At 71.3% G+C, this 13,254-nt stretch carries 13 protein-coding genes; 7 read left to right on the top strand and 6 right to left on the bottom strand.

Annotation, left to right across the window (positions count from 1 at the left end; all coding sequences use genetic code 11):
* Positions 1 to 19 precede the first annotated feature (19 nt).
* Positions 20 to 910 (top strand): MOSC domain-containing protein, encoded by an 891-nt coding sequence (locus ABD256_RS36480; protein WP_344429576.1) that lies wholly within the window; start codon positions 20 to 22, stop codon positions 908 to 910.
* On the opposite strand, the gene ABD256_RS36475 is transcribed toward ABD256_RS36480, so the two are convergent.
* Positions 793 to 1,587 carry an SAM hydrolase/SAM-dependent halogenase family protein gene (locus tag ABD256_RS36475; RefSeq protein WP_344429574.1) on the bottom strand — a complete coding sequence of 265 codons (795 nt, stop codon included), beginning with the start codon at positions 1,585 to 1,587 and terminating at the stop codon, positions 793 to 795. The genes ABD256_RS36480 and ABD256_RS36475 overlap by 118 nt on opposite strands.
* Positions 1,588 to 1,687: 100 nt before the next feature.
* Between ABD256_RS36475 and ABD256_RS36470 the strand changes: the two genes are divergently transcribed.
* On the top strand, positions 1,688 to 2,599 hold the full coding sequence (locus ABD256_RS36470) for a sulfite exporter TauE/SafE family protein (RefSeq protein WP_344429572.1): 912 nt from the start codon (positions 1,688 to 1,690) through the stop codon (positions 2,597 to 2,599).
* Between the two features lie 152 nt (positions 2,600 to 2,751).
* Entirely contained in the window at positions 2,752 to 3,465 is a 714-nt protein-coding gene (locus tag ABD256_RS36465) for a DUF2334 domain-containing protein (RefSeq protein ID WP_344429570.1), read from the top strand.
* Here the strand turns inward: ABD256_RS36465 and ABD256_RS36460 are convergent.
* Positions 3,428 to 4,063: an MBL fold metallo-hydrolase gene (locus ABD256_RS36460; protein ID WP_344429568.1), complete on the bottom strand. Its 636-nt coding sequence runs from the start codon at positions 4,061 to 4,063 to the stop codon at positions 3,428 to 3,430. The genes ABD256_RS36465 and ABD256_RS36460 overlap by 38 nt on opposite strands.
* Positions 4,064 to 4,241: 178 nt before the next feature.
* On the opposite strand from ABD256_RS36460, the gene ABD256_RS36455 reads away from it, so the two are divergent.
* A complete protein-coding gene (locus ABD256_RS36455; protein ID WP_344429566.1) occupies positions 4,242 to 5,747 on the top strand; it encodes an aldehyde dehydrogenase family protein in 1,506 nt (501 codons plus the stop codon).
* Positions 5,748 to 5,803: 56 nt separating this feature from the next.
* Here ABD256_RS36455 and ABD256_RS36450 read toward each other — a convergent pair whose 3' ends face one another.
* Positions 5,804 to 5,938: a hypothetical protein gene (locus ABD256_RS36450; RefSeq protein ID WP_344429564.1), complete on the bottom strand. Its 135-nt coding sequence runs from the start codon at positions 5,936 to 5,938 to the stop codon at positions 5,804 to 5,806.
* A gap of 133 nt (positions 5,939 to 6,071) precedes the next feature.
* On the bottom strand, positions 6,072 to 7,652 hold the full coding sequence (locus tag ABD256_RS36445; protein WP_344429562.1) for a GMC family oxidoreductase: 1,581 nt from the start codon (positions 7,650 to 7,652) through the stop codon (positions 6,072 to 6,074).
* A gap of 206 nt (positions 7,653 to 7,858) precedes the next feature.
* On the opposite strand from ABD256_RS36445, the gene ABD256_RS36440 reads away from it, so the two are divergent.
* The 3 genes from ABD256_RS36440 (at position 7,859) to purQ (ending at position 9,299) form a co-directional block, all read left to right on the top strand.
* On the top strand, positions 7,859 to 8,302 hold the full coding sequence (locus ABD256_RS36440) for a L,D-transpeptidase (protein ID WP_344429560.1): 444 nt from the start codon (positions 7,859 to 7,861) through the stop codon (positions 8,300 to 8,302).
* A gap of 80 nt (positions 8,303 to 8,382) precedes the next feature.
* The gene (purS, locus tag ABD256_RS36435; RefSeq protein WP_344429558.1) at positions 8,383 to 8,622 is read left to right on the top strand and encodes a phosphoribosylformylglycinamidine synthase subunit PurS; all 240 of its coding nucleotides are present in this window, start codon (positions 8,383 to 8,385) and stop codon (positions 8,620 to 8,622) included.
* Entirely contained in the window at positions 8,619 to 9,299 is a 681-nt protein-coding gene (gene purQ / locus ABD256_RS36430) for a phosphoribosylformylglycinamidine synthase subunit PurQ (protein WP_344429556.1), read from the top strand. Before purS ends, purQ begins: the two co-directional genes overlap by 4 nt.
* A gap of 561 nt (positions 9,300 to 9,860) precedes the next feature.
* Here purQ and ABD256_RS36425 read toward each other — a convergent pair.
* On the bottom strand, positions 9,861 to 11,600 hold the full coding sequence (locus ABD256_RS36425; protein WP_344429554.1) for an ABC transporter ATP-binding protein: 1,740 nt from the start codon (positions 11,598 to 11,600) through the stop codon (positions 9,861 to 9,863).
* Complete coding sequence (locus tag ABD256_RS36420; RefSeq protein WP_344429633.1) at positions 11,600 to 13,237, bottom strand: ABC transporter ATP-binding protein; 1,638 nt, start codon at positions 13,235 to 13,237, stop codon at positions 11,600 to 11,602. The genes ABD256_RS36425 and ABD256_RS36420 overlap by 1 nt, the downstream gene beginning before the upstream one ends.
* Positions 13,238 to 13,254 lie beyond the last annotated feature (17 nt).

Below are 13,254 nucleotides of genomic sequence, written 5' to 3'. Positions count from 1 at the left end.
GCGGCCGTAGGATGCGGACGTGACCCCCTTGATCGCGCGGCTGTTCCGGTACCCGGTCAAGGGGTGCGCGGGCACCGAACTGCGCGAGGCCGTGGTGACCCCGGCCGGGGTCGAGCACGATCGCACGTTCATGGCGGTCGGCGAGGACGGGGTGTTCCGCAGCCAGCGACGGCACCCGGTGCTCGCCGTCGTCCGCCCGGTGCTCGCCGATGACGGGCGGATGCTCGCGTTGTCCGCACCCGGTGTCGAACCGCTCCGGCTCCCGGTGCGGTTCGACGGGCCGCGGCTGCCGGTGTCGGTGTTCACCTGGGACGGTGCCGGTGTCGACCAGGGCGACGAGGCAGCCGAATGGTTCTCGACCGTGCTCGGCGCGCCGTCGAGGCTGGTTCGAGTGCCGCCGGAGCACAGCCGCGTCACCAGCGGCGAAACGCCTGGCACCACGGGGTTCGCCGACGCGCACGCACTGCACGTCGCTTCTGAGTCCTCTTTGGACCACCTGAACTCCAGGATCGCCTCGGACGGCGGGACGCCGGTGCCGATCGACCGGTTCCGGCCCAACATCGTGCTGTCCAATGTGGACGAGCCGCACTTCGAGGACCGGATCCGCCGCATGGCGGCCGGCAGCGCGGAACTGGCCTACGCCAAGGTGGCCATCCGGTGCCCGGTGCCGATGGTGGACCAGGCCACCGGCCGCAAGGCGGGCAAGGAGCCGATCCGCACGCTCGCCGGGTACCGCCGCGAACCGGACGGCGGGGTGTCGTTCGGCATCAAGGCCGCGGTGCTCCGGCCGGGTCAGCTCGCGAAGGGCGACGAGGTGATGGTGACCTCCTGGTCCTCGGAGAGCGCCAGGGCGGCCGCCGCGGAGCCGCCGTTGACGGCGACCGCGAGCCGTCCGCCGGAATCGGTGTAGAGCAGCGCCTCGCCCGCGCGCACGTCGCCGAAGGTGCGGCCGAGCGGCACGTCCATGCCCTCCACCGCCGCCCTGTCCCCGATCCCGGCCGCGTGCAGGTCCGCGCTGGTGGCGGCGAGCTGGACGTTGCCGAACCGGTCGATCACCAGCACCTCGGACACCAGCTCGCCAGGCCGCACCCGCACCACCGGCTCCGGCAGCCGCACCAGCTCGGTCACCGGTGGCCCGAACTCGGGCGGGGTGACCCCCAGGCTCAGGTGGGCCGCCGCGGGCGCGAAGACGTCGCGACCGTGGAAGGTCGCCGACACCGCGGGCAGCCGGTACTCCGGTGCCACCAGTTCGTACGCCGCGACGACGCCGCCGAGCGCTTCGGCGGCGGGGACGAGCAGGCCGTTGTCGGGCCCGGCCAGCAGCCCCCGCTCGGCGACCACGACGACACCGCGCCGCGCGGTGCCGACCCCGGGGTCCACCACGGCGACGTGCACGGCCTCCGGCAGGTACGGCACCGTCTGCGCGAGCACGCTCGCGCCGTGGCGGATGCGCTGCGCGGGCACCGCGTGCGTGACGTCGATCACGCGCACCCGCGGTGCGATCCGGGCGATCACGCCGTGACAGGCGGCGACGAAACCGTCGTCGAGTCCGTAGTCGGTGGTGAACGAGATCCACGCGCTGCCCATACCGAGCATCATCCAGCATCTGGGAAGGGTTGAGTCACCTGGTGGACCGCCGTCACCATCGATCGGAAAGGTCGAGCGCGACGGGGTTCGAGGTGAGGCAATGCGCGTCCTGGTTCTCTTCGGGCTGGCCGGGTTCCTGGCGCAGCTCGTGGACGGCACCCTCGGGATGGCCTTCGGCGTCACGTCGACGACCACGCTCGTCGCGCTGGGCACGACCCCGGCCGTCGCGTCGGCCGCGGTGCACCTCGCGGAGGTCGGCACCTCGCTCGCTTCGGGCGTCTCGCACTGGCGCTTCCGCAACATCGACTGGCGCACCGTCGGCATCCTCGCCGTGCCGGGCGCGATCGGCGCCGTGCTCGGCGCGTACGTGCTGACCTCGCTGTCCACCGAGTTCGCCGAGGTGTGGATCACCACGATCCTGCTGCTGCTCGGGCTCTACGTGCTGATCCGGTTCGCGTTCCTGAAGCTGGGCAAGCTGATCACGGACAAGCGGCCCGGCGCGCGGTTCCTCGGGCCGCTCGGGCTCGTCGCCGGGTTCGTCGACGCGACCGGTGGCGGCGGCTGGGGCCCGGTGGCCACCACGACGCTGCTGTCCTCCGGCAGGCTCGAACCGAGGAAGGTCGTCGGCTCCGTCGACACCTCCGAGTTCATCGTGGCGCTCGCCGCCAGCATCGGGTTCTTCTTCTCGCTTTCCAGCGAGCACAACCTGAACTACACCGTGGTGCTCGGACTGATGGCGGGCGGTGTGCTCGCCGCGCCGGTCGCCGCGTGGCTGGTCCGGCGCATGCCGCCGAGGCTGCTCGGCGCGGCCGCGGGCGGGCTCATCGTGTTCACGAACGCGCGAACGCTGCTCAAGGACGCGGGCACCGGCGTGACCGTGGCCGTCTACGCGGCGATCGTGGTGCTGTGGGTGGCCGGGATCGTCGCGGCGATCCGCTCGATCAAAGCGGAGAAGCGCGTCAACGCCGCCGCGGGCGAGGACGTCCGCGAGTCCGTGGCGGTGGCGGAGTAGGCGGAGTGCGGCTACTCCTGATCTCGGGAAGCCTCCGCGGTGCTCTTCCGCGCCCCGAGTACGCGGGCGCGCCGCGCGACTTCGCTTGACCGGTGCGTGAGATTCACCCGCCTGTCAGTCCGGTGTCAGTTCGGTGGGTTCCACTGGGAAACGTGGACGCTACGCTGCTCGTTTCCCTTTCCGGTATCAGCACGCGAACCCTGCACCGCTGCGCCGACCTCGCGGCCGAGCTCGACGGCCGTGGCGTCCCGCTGTCGGTGCTCTACACGCCCGGTACCGGCGACGGGCCGGTGGACGACTGGGTCCGCGCCCGCACGCGGCGCGGTGACGGCCTGCTCCTGCACGGCTACGACCTCCGCGTCACGCCGACGCACCGCGCGGTCAGCCTCGGCAAGAAGGCCGAGTTCGCCGCGCTCCCCGCGCACGAGGCGAAGCTGCGGCTGATCGCCGCGTCGGCGGCGCTGGACCGCGCCGGGCTCGTCGCGGACGGCTTCGCGCCGCCGCGCTGGCTCGCCTCGCGCGGCACCCTCGATGCCTTGCGCGCACACGGTTTCTCGCTGTGCGCGGATCTCGCCGCCGTCCGCGACCTGCGCTCCGGCGAAGTCACGCGCGCTCGTGTGCAGTACTTCGCGAGCCAGTCGCAGCGAACCGAAACCGTGCGCTGCTTCGCGTTCGTCCTCGGCGCCGCCCGCGCCGCACGCCGAGGCGGGCTCGTGCGCCTCGGCGCCGACGCGAAGGACCTGGCCCGCCCGGGGCTCCGGCGGGCCTTCCTCGACGCGGTGGACGTCGCGCTGGAAAACCGGGCCTTCGGCGGGACCTACGCCAAGCTCACAACTTCGTCGCTTCGGCCTTCTCCAGCACTTTGACCTCGGTGCCCTCGGGCGCCAGGTTGGTGAACAGGCCGTAGTGCATCGCGGGGTTCGCGAGCGTCATCTCGTGGATCGGCACGGCCAGCCTCGGCGCGACGGCGCGCAGGTAGTCGACGGCTTCGCCCGCTTTGAGCCAGGGCGCGCCGGACGGCAGGCCGAGGATGTCGATCTTCTGCTCCGGCACGAAGAACGAGTCGCCGGGGTGGTAGAAGGCGCCGCCGTCGATGATGAAGCCGACGTTCGGGATCACCGGGATGTCCTCGTGGATGACCGCGTGCTGCCCGCCGACCACGTCGATCGTGGTGCCACCTGCCCGGAAGGAGTCGCCAGGCCGGACGGTCTCGGCAGGCAGCCCCAGCTTTTCCACGGTTTCCGCCGAACCGGGGTCGGTGACCAGCTTCGCGCCGGGATTCGCTTCGAGCAGTCCGGGCAGCCGCTCGGCGTCGACATGGTCGAAGTGCTGGTGCGTGATGAGGATGGCGTCGAGTTCGCGTTCCTTCTCGAACTCGCCGGAGAAGGCGCCGGGATCCAGCAGGATCCTGGCGTTCTCGGTCTCGACCAGCACGCATGAATGTCCATAATGGACGAATTGCATCGATCTCTCCCTTGGGGTTCTGACGCAACCCTACGACCGGGACCACGTTCGCGGCCAGTGAATCCGCTCGCGCGCTGTGCGATGCTGGGCAGCGCCCTTCCCGCCGCGCCGGAGAGGTATTGGCAGGATGTCAGCAAGCTCGTAGCCTGGGTCACACCCGACCGGATCCGGAGACGCCATGACCGCGACACAGCCCGCCGCCGAAGCGCCCGAAACGGCAGGCGAGACCTTCGACTCCCTGAACCCGGCCACCGACGAGGTCGTCGGCACCTACCCCGTGCACACCCGCGAAGAGGTCGAGGCCGCGGTGGAGCGCGCGCGGGAGGCGGCGCGGTGGTGGGCTTCGCTCGGCTTCGACGGCCGTGCTGAGCGCCTTCGCCGGTGGAAGGGCGTGCTGACCAGGCGGCTCGCACAGCTGTGCACCGTCGTGCGGGACGAGACCGGCAAGCCCGTCGCGGACGCCCAGCTCGAAAGCGTCCTCGGCATCGAGCACATCGCGTGGGCGGGCAAGCACGCGCGGAAGGTGCTCGGCAAGCAGCGCCGGGCGTCCGGCCTGCTGATGGCGAACCAGGCGGCGACCGTCGAATACCAGCCGCTCGGCGTGGTCGGCGTGATCGGGCCGTGGAACTACCCGGTGTTCACGCCGCTTGGCTCGATCACCTACGCGCTCGCCGCGGGCAACGCGGTCGTGTTCAAGCCGAGCGAGTACACCCCCGGCGTCGGCAAATGGCTGGTCGAGGCGTTCGAGCAGGTGGTGCCGGAGGCGCCGGTGCTGCAGCTGATCACCGGCTTCGGGGAGACCGGCGCCGCGCTGACGAAGGCGGGCGTCGACAAGATCGCGTTCACCGGGTCCACCGCCACCGGCAAGAAGATCATGGCCGCCGCGGCCGAAACGCTCACGCCGGTGGTGATCGAGGCGGGCGGCAAGGACCCGGTGCTCGTCGACGCGGACGCGGACCTCGATGCGGCGGCGGATGCGACGGTGTGGGGCGCGTTCTCCAACTCGGGTCAGACCTGCGTCGGCGTCGAACGGGTTTACGTGCACGAGCGGGTGCACGACGAGTTCGTCGCGAAGGTCGTGGAGAAGAGCAAGGACGTGCGCGGTGGCTCGGACGCGGCCGCCCAATACGGGCCGATGACCATGCCGTCGCAGCTCGCGGTGGTGCGGCGGCACATCACCGACGCGCTCGCGCGCGGCGGGAAGGCGCTGATCGGTGGCGTGGACGCGGTCGGCGACCGGTTCGCCCAGCCGACCGTGCTGGTCGACGTGCCGGAGGATTCCGAAGCGGTGCGGGAAGAAACCTTCGGGCCGACCGTGACCATCGCGAAGGTGCGGGACATGGACGAGGCCGTCGACAAGGCGAACGCCACCCGTTACGGGCTCGGATCGACGGTCTTCTCGAAGCGTCGCGGTGTCGAACTCGCGCAGCGGCTGCGGACGGGGATGACCGCGATCAACGCCCCGCTTTCGTTCACCGGGATCGCGTCACTGCCCTTCGGCGGCGTCGGCGACTCGGGTTTCGGCCGCATCCACGGCCCCGAAGGCCTGCGGGAATTCGCCCGCTCGAAGGCGATCGCGCGCCAGCGCTACACGGCGCCGATCGCGCTCACCACGTTCACCCGCAAGGAAAAGACCGATGCCCTGGTCGCGAAGCTGATCACGGTGCTGCACGGGAAGCGGTAGTACCGGGCAGGGGCTCCCCGGCTCGAAGGCCGGGAAACCCCCTGGCGCCGCGGCGTTCAGTCGATATGCGAGATGTACAGGTAGATCTTGTCGTCTTGGACGATGCATGACACGCCGTCGATCGTGTGGTCCGGCGGCAGGTGCATCATGGCGTAGTGGCACGGGTTCCGGCTGGGCGGCAAGTTATCCACAATCACTCCACAAACGAACGAACCTGTGGACAACTCCCTCCGGCTTCTCGGGTCCGGGTAGACTGGAGCGGGGTCGCCCCCCTGGGTCGGGTGGGGGTTTTCCTTACCCGTCAGGGAAATTCGCTCGACGGGGTCAGGATTGGCGGATCAGGTCGGCGGCTTTTTCGGCGATCATGATGGTGGGGGCGTTGGTGTTCCCGCGCGGCACCACCGGCATCACGGAGGCGTCGACCACCCGCAGCCCGTCGATCCCGCGCACCTTCAGCTCCGGGTCCACGACGGCGTGGTCGCCGCCGCCCATCGCGCAGGTGCCGACGGGGTGGTACAGCGTCTGCGTGTGCTGCCGCGCGTGCTCGGCCAGCGCGTCGTCGTCGAGGTCGTGGCTGCCGGGCAGGAACGGCTTGTCGAGGAACTTCGCGAGCGGGCCGGAGCGGCCGATTTCGATGAGCGAGCGCAACGCCGATTGGATCGCGTCGAAGTCGGCGGATTCGGCGTAGTAGGCGGGGTCGATTTCCGGTTTCCACTGCGGGTTCGCCGACCGCAGCCGCAGCCTGCCGCGGCTCGCGACGTCGACGAGGGTCGCCGCGGAGGTGAACCCGGCCACGGCCGGCTCACGCAAACCGTTGTCGTAGAACAGGGTTGGCGCCACGTGCACCTGCATGTTCGGCGCGTCCAGACCGTCCACAGTGGAGTAGAACGCCCCTGCCTCGCCGATGTTGGAAGCCAGCGGGCCGCGTTTGGTGAGCTGCCACCGCACCAGCCCCGCCGGGGTGGCCGAGTCGGCGACGTCGGAGGTGCCGCGGGTGGCCCAGATGATCGGCGCCGCGGGGTGGTCGTGCAGGTTCTGCCCGACGCCGGGGAGCGCGGCGACCACGTCGATACCGTGTTCGCGCAGGTGCTCGGCCGGTCCGATCCCCGACAGCATCAACAGCTGCGGCGAGTTGATCGCGCCGCCGGACAGCAGCACCTCGCGCTCGGCGCGCACGGTCACCGGCACACCGTTGTCCAAATAGGACACACCGACGGCGCGCGTGCCCTCGGTGACCACCGAGGTGACCGGCGCGTTCGTGCGGACGGTCAGGTTGGGCCTGGTCATCGCCGGGCGCAGGTACGCGTCGGCGCACGACCAGCGGCGGCCCTTCCGGCAGGTCACCTGGTAGGGCCCGGCCCCTTCCTGCGCGGCGCCGTTGAAGTCGTCGGTGCGCTTGATGCCCCAGGCCACCGCCGAATCCACCCACGCCCGCGAAAGCTCGTGCGTGAACACGCGGTCCTCGACGCGCAGCGGACCGTCGGTGCCGTGCAGCGGCCCGCCGAGGCGCGTGTTGCCCTCCGCCTTGACGAAGTACGGCAGCACGTCGTCGTAGCCCCACCCGGTGGCGCCGTGCCGATCGCGCCAGCCGTCGTAGTCGGCGCGGTTTCCGCGGATGTAGATCATCGCGTTCATCGAGGAGCACCCGCCGAGCATCTTGCCCCGCGGCCAGAAGGCGGGTTTCCCGGTGTGCTTCTGCTCGACGGTTTCGTAGTTCCAGTCGCGGTGGGTCTTGAACAGCGACGCGAACGCGGCCGGGATCTTGATCTCGTCGGCGTCGTCCTCGCCGCCGGCTTCGAGCAGGAGCACCTTCGCCGCCGGGTCCTCGGTCAGCCGGTTCGCGAGCACGCATCCCGCGCTGCCCGCGCCGACGATGACGTAGTCGAAGGACTCTGACCCGGCCACGCTGCCTCCCGAGTATTGGCGAATCGTCAATGACGCGGTCCCAGCATGGCGCGCACCAGGCACCCAGGGAAGCCGCCCGGGAAGGGTATCTTTGGTCACGCTAGGCCAATAGTTGGAAAATAAGCGACTAGACGTGGAAATCGTCCCTCGACTGGGTACTTCCAGGAAAACGGCCCTCGGCACCGAGGGCGGATGGGAGACCCGTCATGAGTGCGCTGCGCAAGATCGCTGGAGTCCTCGCCGGTGTCGCGGCTGCCGGAGCCACGGTGGTCGTGGCCGCTCCGGCAGCATCCGCCGCCGGAGCACCGTGCGGCCCGCAGGCGAAGGCCTGCATCCAGCTGAGCACGAACACCACCTGGCTGATGGACAACGGGAACATCACCTACGGCGGTGTCCCGATCACCTCCGGGAAGGCAGGGCACCGCACGCCGACCGGCACCTTCCAGGTCCAGTACAAGGACATCGACCACTACTCGAAGCAGTTCAACGGCCCGATGCCCTACTCGGTCTTCTTCACCACGAACGGCATCGCCTTCCACCAGGGCAGCCTCAAGGTGCAGTCGCACGGCTGCATCCACCTTTCGCACGCGGCGGCGGTGAAGTACTTCGAGACGCTGCAGCCCGGTGACGTCGTCCAAGTCGTGAAGTGAGGCGCCCGCCAGGCCCGGGGCACGGCTCGGTTACGCTTTCTCGGTACCGCCGACCTGCGTAAACGAGGGAGCAGCCAGCCGTGGCCCGAGTCGTCGTCGACGTCATGCCCAAGCCCGAGATCCTGGACCCGCAAGGACAGGCCGCGGCCGGGGCGCTGTCCCGCCTCGGCTTCACCGGCGTGACCGAGGTCCGCCAGGGCAAGCACTTCGAGCTCGAGGTCGACGACTCCGTCGACGACGAGACGCTCGGGAAGATCGCCGAGGGCTTCCTCGCGAACCCGGTGATCGAGGAGTGGACCATCCGGCGGGTGGAGAAGTGAGCGCGCGCATCGGGGTAATCACCTTCCCCGGCACCCTCGACGACGGTGACGCGGCCCGTGCGGTCACCTACGCCGGCGCCGAGTCCGTGGCGCTGTGGCACGCCGACGACGACCTGCACGGCGTCGACGCGGTGGTCGTGCCGGGCGGGTTCTCCTACGGCGACTACCTGCGCGCCGGCGTGATCGCGCGCTTCGCGCCGGTGATGGAGTCGGTGATCAAGGCCGCGCACGGCGGCATGCCGGTGCTCGGCATCTGCAACGGGTTCCAGATCCTGTGCGAGGCGGGCCTGCTGCCCGGCGCGATGATCCGCAACGAGGGCCTGCACTTCCTCTGCCGCGACCAGTGGCTCCGCGTGGAGAACACGGAGACCGCGTGGACCACGCGGTACGAGCAGGGCGCCGAAATCCTCATCCCGATGAAGAACATCGACGGCTGCTTCGTCGCCGAGAAGTCCACTTTGGACGAACTGGAGGCCGAGGGCAGGGTCGTGTTCCGCTACGTCGGCGGGAACCCCAACGGCTCGCGCAACGACATCGCGGGGATCCGCAGCGCCGACGGCAGGGTGGTCGGCCTGATGCCGCACCCGGAGCACGCCATCGACGCGCTCACCGGCCCCTCCGACGACGGCCTCGGCATGTTCTACAGCGCCGTGGACGCCCTGAAGCTCGCCGTCTGACCCGCGTTGGCGCCCTGAAGGCGCCCTTGGGGGACTCAGATGCCCCGAAGGGCACCTTCAGGGCATCTGCGGGTGGAGCCGCCACCTTGCGAAGGGCGAGTTCGCGGCGTCAGATTCCCTGAAGGGCCCCTTCAGGGGCGTGAACGCCGCGGATGCGGCCCTTGCGAGGCTTCTCCGCTCCCGGGTACCTGCCCTGAACCCGCGCACCTGTCTTGAACCCGCGCCGATTCCCCGAATCCGCGCACCTGTCTTGAACTCGCGCCGATTCCCCGAATCCGCGCACCTGTCTTGAACTCGCGCCGATTCCCCGAACCCGGGTGCCCTGAACTCGGCGCATTCCCTGAACCCGCGCGGATTCTTGAACTCGCGCGCATGCCCTGATGGGGCCCTTGAGGGAATCTGGTGCCGCGATGGGGGCCTTCACGGCATCAGCATCACCCCACTCCGCACCGCGAAGGGCGAGATCGCGGCGTCACATGCCCCGAAGGACCCCTTCAGGGGCCCACGCGGCAAGAGCCAACTCCGCGGGCGGCCCCGGCATTCCGGGACCACCCGCGAGGTTCAGCTCGCCGCCGCCACGAGGCGGGCGTACGGGCCACCCGCGGCGAGCAGCTTTTCGTGGCTGCCCAGCTCGGTGATCCGGCCGTCTTCGAGCACGGCGACCCGGTCGGCCGCGGCCGCGGTGTGCAGCCGGTGCGCGATCGCGATCACCGTGCGGCCTTCGAGCACGCCGTTCAGCGAGCGTTCGAGGTCGCGCGCCGAGGACGTGTCCAGCAGCGAGGTCGCCTCGTCGAGCACCACGGTGTGCGGGTCGGCCAGCACCACCCGCGCCAGCGCGAGCTGCTGCGCCACCGCGGCGGGCACGGTCCGCGCGCCCGAACCGACCTTCGTGCCGAGGCCGTCCGGCAGGTCGAGCACCCATTCCTTGGCGCCGACCGCGTCCAGCGCCGCCAGCAGTTCGGCGTCCGGCCAGTCGCCGCCGCCGGGACGGGTCGGCAGCGTCAGGTTCTCCCGCAGCGTGCCCGCGAAGACGTGGTGCTCCTGGGTCAGCAGCAGCACCTCGCCGCGCAGCACGTCGTCGGCCAGCGCCGAGACCTCCTGGCCGCCGATCCGCACCGAGCCCGCGGACGGCGCCGCGATCCCGGCGAGCAGCCTGCCCAGTGTCGACTTGCCCGCACCGGACGGCCCGACGATCGCGAGCCGTTCACCCGGCGGCACCCGCAGGTCGATGCCGTGCAGCACGGTGCGACCCGCCGAGTAGCCGAACCGCACGTCCGCGACCTCGATGTCCTGGTCGACGGGTGCGGTCGGCACGCCGTCGTCGGTAGTGCCGCGCACGCCCAGCACGCGCCGCAACGCGGTGCCGCTGACCAGCAGGTCCTCGACCCACCACAGCGACTCGTCCATCGGCGCGGCCAGCGCCTGCGCGTACAGCACCATCGTGGTGATCGTGCCGAGGTCGGCGTGCCCGGCGAAGTACGCCCAGCCGCCGATCAGCACCATCGCCGCGACCGGTAGCGCGTGCGACAGCTCCAGCCACGGCACCCAGCGCACGTGCAGCGACCGCAGGCCGCGCTCGCCGTCGAGCGCCGCCGCGAGACCGCGGTCGCCGTGCGCGACGCGGCGTTCGGTGAGGCTGAGCGCTTCGATCGTGCGCGCGCCTTCCGCGGTCTCGTGCGTGGCCGACTGCAGCACGGCCCAGCCGTCGAGCATGCGCTCCATCGCCGCGCCGACCCGCCGCCAGATCCACCGCGTCGAGATCCACAGCACCGGCACCGCGACCAGCAGCGCCAGCGACAGCAGCGGCGAGGTGACCACCATCGCGCCGATCGTGAGCACCACGGTCAGCGCGGCCACCAGGATCTCCGGCACCGCGTGCCGGGTGGCGAAGTCGATCCGGTCCACGTCCGAGGTCGCCCGGCTCAGCAGCTCACCGGTTCCGGCCGCCTCCACGGTGCTGAGCGGCAGCGCCAGCGACTCGCCGACGAGCCGCTCCCGGTTCTCGGCGAGCACCTTCTCGCCGAGCATGCCCATGCGCAGCCGCGCGAACCGCTTCAGCCCGCCCTGCACGATCAGCATGGCGACGAACGCCAGCGCCAGCAGGTCGATCCCGCCGGTCGTGATGCCGCCGGTGACGCCGTCGACGAGCGCGCCGAGGATCTGCGGCCCGGCCAGCCCCGCCACGCTCGCCGCGACGAACAGCCCGAGCACCAGCAGGAAGGTGCCGCGGTGGGCGCGCAGCATCCCGCGCGCCCACCGCCTGGCCTCCGCGGGGGTCGCCAATGGCAGTTTCCGTTGCATCACAACACCTCCTGCCGGTTCGGGTACCGCACGACCTCGTCCGCCACGACCTTCCACAGTGGACTCTGGCTGAACACCACGGTGGTGCGGCCGCGGCGCAGCTCGGTGACCCGCTCGGTGATGCGGGCCTCGGTGTGCGCGTCGACCGCGGACGTCGGCTCGTCGAGCAACAGCACGTCGGCGTCGACGGCCAGCGCCCTGGCCAGGCTGAGCCGCTGCCGCTGCCCGCCGGAGACCTCGCGGCCCCGCTCGCCGATCAGCTCGTCGAGCCCGTTCGGCAGCGCGGCCACGATGTCGTCGGCGTCCGCGGCGCGCAGCGCCTCCTCGACGCCGACACGCCCTTCGCGCGACGAGGCCACCTGGTCGCGCAGGATCCCCGAGAACCAGACGTCCTGGTTGTGCGCGTAGACGACGCGGCTGCGCAGGTCGGCCAGCGCGACCTGGGCGGCGGGCACCCCGGCGACGAGCACGCGCTGCCCGTCGCCCGCGTCGGTGAACCGCGCGAGCCGGGACGCGAGCGCCTCCGCGTTCCGCCCGGCGTCGACGACCGTGAGCTTCCCGGCGACCGCGGTGAACCCGGTCGCTGTGTCGTGCAGTTCGAGCGCACCTTCGGGCAGCGGCACCGGCGACGCGGGGTCGTCCAGCTCCTGGCGGAGCTTCAGCAGCCCGCACGCCTTCTTCGCGGACACGACCGCGCCCGCGAACCCGTCCGCCGCCTCGGTGGCCGTGGTCACCGGGATGATCAGGAACGCCGAAGCGCCGTAGAACGCGACCAGCTCGCCGACGCTCAGCTCGCCGCCGACGGCGAGCCTGGCGCCGAGCCAGGTGATCACGATGGTCACCAGCCCCGGCAGCAGGATCTCGGCCGCGGCGAGCCACGACTCGCTGCGCGCGACCTCGACACCGGCGCGCCGGACGCGCTGGCTCGCCGCGCGGAACCGGCGGTGGAACTGCCGCTCCCCGCCGACACCGCGCAGGATCCGCAGGCCGGACACGATATCCGCGCCGAGTGCGTTGACCTCGGAAAGCTGGTCGCGCTGGGCGTCCTTCCGCCGTTGCAGCGGCGCCAGCAGCGGCCCGAGACCGGCCACCGCGAGCGGCACGCCGATCAGCGCCACCGTGCCGAGCAGCGGCGACGAGCCCAGCAGCACGATGCCGACGGTGAGGAACGCCACCACCGCACCGGCCAGCCTGCCGAACACCTCGAACGCGTTGCCGACGTGGTTCAGGTCCGACGAGGTCACCGCCATCACCTCACCCGTGCCCGCCTGCGACCGCAGCGACGCGCCCAGCCTGGTGGTGTGGTTGACGACCGTGCGCTGCAGCGCCGACGCGGCGTGCATCCACATGCCGTGGGTCAGGTAGTCGAGCAGCCCGCCGCACACCATCTGCGCGACGCCGATCGCGACGATCACCGACGCGTACGCGATCAGCGCGGCGGTGTCGGCACCGGCGATCCCGGCGTCGATGGCCCTGCCGACCACGAACGGGAGCAGCGCCGAGGGCACCAGCCACAGGGCGCCGAGCACCGCGGCGCCCGCGGCCAACCACGGCCGCGCCCGCAGGATCGCGAGCAGCAGGCGGATCGGGGTGAGCTCGGCCGGCAGCCGGACTTCCGGTACCGGGTAGGGGCGCAGGCCGCCTTCGCGGCGTC

The organism is Amycolatopsis minnesotensis (genome assembly GCF_039529815.1).
Taxonomy (GTDB): Bacteria; Actinomycetota; Actinomycetes; order Mycobacteriales; family Pseudonocardiaceae; genus Amycolatopsis; species Amycolatopsis minnesotensis.
Note: the sequence above shows the minus strand (reverse complement) of the source record. Positions and strands in the feature narration are given on the sequence as shown.

What these genes read in the sequence shown, in the direction of transcription:
- ABD256_RS36440 (WP_344429560.1), top strand. Translation starts at nt 7,859, where the DNA reads ATGAGTGCGCTGCGCAAGATCGCTGGAGTCCTCGCCGGTGTCGCGGCT.
- ABD256_RS36475 (WP_344429574.1), bottom strand. Translation starts at nt 1,587, where the DNA reads ATGGGCAGCGCGTGGATCTCGTTCACCACCGACTACGGACTCGACGAC.
- ABD256_RS36460 (WP_344429568.1), bottom strand. Translation starts at nt 4,063, where the DNA reads ATGCAATTCGTCCATTATGGACATTCATGCGTGCTGGTCGAGACCGAG.
- ABD256_RS36425 (WP_344429554.1), bottom strand. Translation starts at nt 11,600, where the DNA reads ATGCAACGGAAACTGCCATTGGCGACCCCCGCGGAGGCCAGGCGGTGG.
- ABD256_RS36470 (WP_344429572.1), top strand. Translation starts at nt 1,688, where the DNA reads ATGCGCGTCCTGGTTCTCTTCGGGCTGGCCGGGTTCCTGGCGCAGCTC.
- ABD256_RS36455 (WP_344429566.1), top strand. Translation starts at nt 4,242, where the DNA reads ATGACCGCGACACAGCCCGCCGCCGAAGCGCCCGAAACGGCAGGCGAG.